General features: G+C 60.6%; 3 protein-coding genes. 2 read left to right on the top strand and 1 reads right to left on the bottom strand.

What is annotated here, in order from left to right:
• Nucleotides 1-485, bottom strand: a 485-nt coding sequence (locus tag JNL55_RS10520) for an outer membrane beta-barrel protein (protein WP_293852776.1), incomplete at its 3' end; no start/stop codon positions are given.
• Between the two features lie 146 nt (nt 486-631).
• Here JNL55_RS10520 and JNL55_RS10525 point away from each other — a divergent pair.
• Together JNL55_RS10525 and JNL55_RS10530 are read left to right on the top strand one after the other, a co-directional pair.
• Nucleotides 632-1,522 carry a CHAD domain-containing protein gene (locus tag JNL55_RS10525; protein WP_293852777.1) on the top strand — a complete coding sequence of 297 codons (891 nt, stop codon included), beginning with the start codon at nt 632-634 and terminating at the stop codon, nt 1,520-1,522.
• Between the two features lie 245 nt (nt 1,523-1,767).
• Nucleotides 1,768-2,866, top strand: a 1,099-nt coding sequence (locus JNL55_RS10530) for an efflux RND transporter periplasmic adaptor subunit (protein WP_293852778.1), incomplete at its 3' end; no start/stop codon positions are given.

Raw genomic sequence — 2,866 nt, forward strand, 5'->3', positions numbered from 1 at the left:
CGGCCTTCACCGATCAGATACGTGTCGCCATCGATGCCGGCCACATCCACGGCCAGGTGTTCGACGCCGCCTTCCACTTCGATTTTCGGAGCGACCAGCGCGCGCAGGCGCACGCCGGCGAACAAGCCGGTGTCGTCATCGTCGAAGCGACCGAAGTCCACTTCGTATCTCACCACGCCGCCGCGGGCGATCAGGTCCAGGTTCTTGCCCAGCGACCAGTGGCCGCCGGCGCCTACCATCAAGCGCGTGGCGTCGACGCCGTTGTCCAGATCCAGGTCCTGGAATTCGGCCAGGGCGAAAATGTTTTGATACACCGGCAGCGAGCCGCGCAGCTGAATGCCGTCGCCATCCACGTCGAAGCCGTTGGCGTCGATTTCCGCTTCCGGGAAATGCGCTACGTCCACATAGCGATAGCTGAAGTCGTCGGCCGCAGCGGCCAGCGGCAGGGTCAGCAGGGCGGCACAGAGCAGATTTTTCGCGTTCATCTTCATTTAACTTGGTTCACTCTTGAATCGTGGCGCGTCGTTGCGCTGGATGTATTCTACTGTTCTCGACCGGGTGACGCTTGGATTCGACCTGCTGCGTCGTCGCTCGACGACAAAGTGCGGCGAAAATCCAACACGGAGCATTAATGTGTTCTGACCAAGTCGGCCAAGTTGGATTGTCCGACGTTCGGCGGATTCTTCAGGCCTGGCTCGCTGCAGCCGGCGACTCGCTGCGCAAGAAACGCATCGTCGATGCCGATATTCATGACGCTCGCAAGTTGATCAAGAAGTCGCGGGCTGCGCTTCGTTTGTTGAGAGCGGGCGTTGGTGAGGTTTCTTATTGTCGTGAGAACGGCGCGCTGCGCGATGCCGCGCAGCCGCTTGGTTTGGCGCGCGATAGTAAGGTGTTGATCGCTGCGCTCGACGCTCTGCTCGAACGCTTTGCGCCAGCGGCCCACTCGCTACAGCTCGACAAGTTTCGCAGTGTTCTTAGGAAGGAACGCGTGACAGCACGACAGGCCATCACTCTGGCTCTGGTTCGTGAGCAAATAAAAACGTTGCGTGAGGTCAGTGCTCGCGGCGAGCGGTGGCGCTTACGAGGGGAGTCTTGGTCCGTCCTGGGTGGCGGCCTGGAAAAGATCTATCGCAGCGGCAAGAAGAAAATGCGCGCCGCCGCCCGATCGCGAGATGATGCTCAGCTGCACGATTGGCGGAAGCAAGTGAAGTACCTGTGGTATCAGCTGCAGATATTGGCGTCGGTGCAGCCGGCGCCGATCGAAGCGTGGGTTGAGCAGGCGTGCAGGCTGGCCGATCTCTTAGGTGACGATCATGACCTGGCGGTGTTGAGAGCAAAGATTGCCGCTAACGCCGCTGTGTTTAAGGCCTACGACCAAGATGCATTGATCGCGATCCTTGATCGCCGACGTAATCAGTTGCAGGCAAAAGCACTCAAGCTCGGCGCACGCTTGTACGAAGAGAAGCCTCGCCGCTTTGTCGCGAGAGTGGCCAAGCACTGGCGCCAGCGGCACGCTGAATAATGCAGAGCAAAACGCCGCGCTAAGCAATCCGTTCCTTGCTAACTCTCCGTTACGCGTTCGTGACCGCACGCCTTAGCTTGGTGTAAATCGCCCAAAAGAGTCATGTTTGCTCCGTGCCGATCTGGCTCAACGCGATTACTGCGTTCCAAGCATGAGTGAGTTTCGTTGCCCCCGATTGGTCGCTCAGCAGCGGGCGGCTACCTTGCACATCCGCGGGCAATCGCGGGGCGGTCAGGGGAATAGCGATGAAGTCGCGTCAATGGATAGGTTCGTTGTTGCTGGTGGGCGCGGTGATCGTGTCCGGCGTTCTGCTCAGCGCGTGGAAAAGATCGAGCATTGCGGACTCGGACGCAGCGGCGGCCAGTCAGCCGGAGCCGGCGGAATCGATTGTCACAGCCGTTGTTCGTGAGCACGAGCACATTCGGACGACGACATCCATCGGCACGGTGGTGGCATTACGTTCCATCACGGTTCGCAATGAAATAGCCGGCACGGTGCGCCAGGTATCGCTCGAGCCAGGCAAGATCGTCGAAGCTGGTGCAGTGCTAGTCGCGCTCGATGTTTCAGTGGAAGAAGCCGATCTCCAGGCATTGCAAGCCCAAGCCGAGCTGGCGCGGACCCAGTTCGCGCGTATGCAACGTATGAGTCAGCATCGCGCGGCGTCGGAAATGGAAGTGGACACAGCTCGCGCTGAGCAGGAAGTCGTGCTGGCGCAGGTGGCGCGCATCAAGGCCGTCATCAATCGAAAGATCATTCGCGCCCCATTCCGCGCCAGAGTCGGCATCTCCGACGTGCATCCCGGCCAATACTTGAACGAAGGTTCGTTGCTGACGACCCTACAAGGTGTCGACGACTCCACCTATGTGGATTTCAGCGTGGCTCAACAAGTCGCGGGCAACCTGCGTCCAGGAAACAAAGTCGACGTATTCGCCGCCAACGACGGCTCGCCCGGCGTGAAGGCCGAGATACTCGCCATCGATGCGCGAGTCGATCCGGCGACACGTAACGCAGCAGTCCGCGCCAAGATCAAAGACGCGAGTCAAGCGCCGGCGCCCGGTGCATCAGTACGAGTTCAAGTGGCTGTCGGCACGCCGTTGCTCGCGACCGCCGTGCCGGCGAGCGCCGTTCGCAAAGGTCCGGCGGGCGATCATGTGTTCGTGGTCGTAACAGACGAGCAGGGAAAGACGCGGGCTCGCCTGCGTGAAGTGCGCGTCGATGCCATGTCTGGCGACGACGTAGTCATCACCAAAGGCTTGTCGCCAGGCGAGCAGGTCGCGGCGTCGGGCTCGTTCAAGCTGCGTGAGGCTGCGTTGGTCGCGGTGACCAATCCGCCGGAATCGGTGG

Source organism: Steroidobacter sp., from assembly GCF_016790065.1.
Classification (GTDB): domain Bacteria; phylum Pseudomonadota; class Gammaproteobacteria; order Steroidobacterales; family Steroidobacteraceae; genus Steroidobacter.

What these genes read in the sequence shown, in the direction of transcription:
- JNL55_RS10525 (WP_293852777.1), top strand. Translation starts at nt 632, where the DNA reads ATGTGTTCTGACCAAGTCGGCCAAGTTGGATTGTCCGACGTTCGGCGG.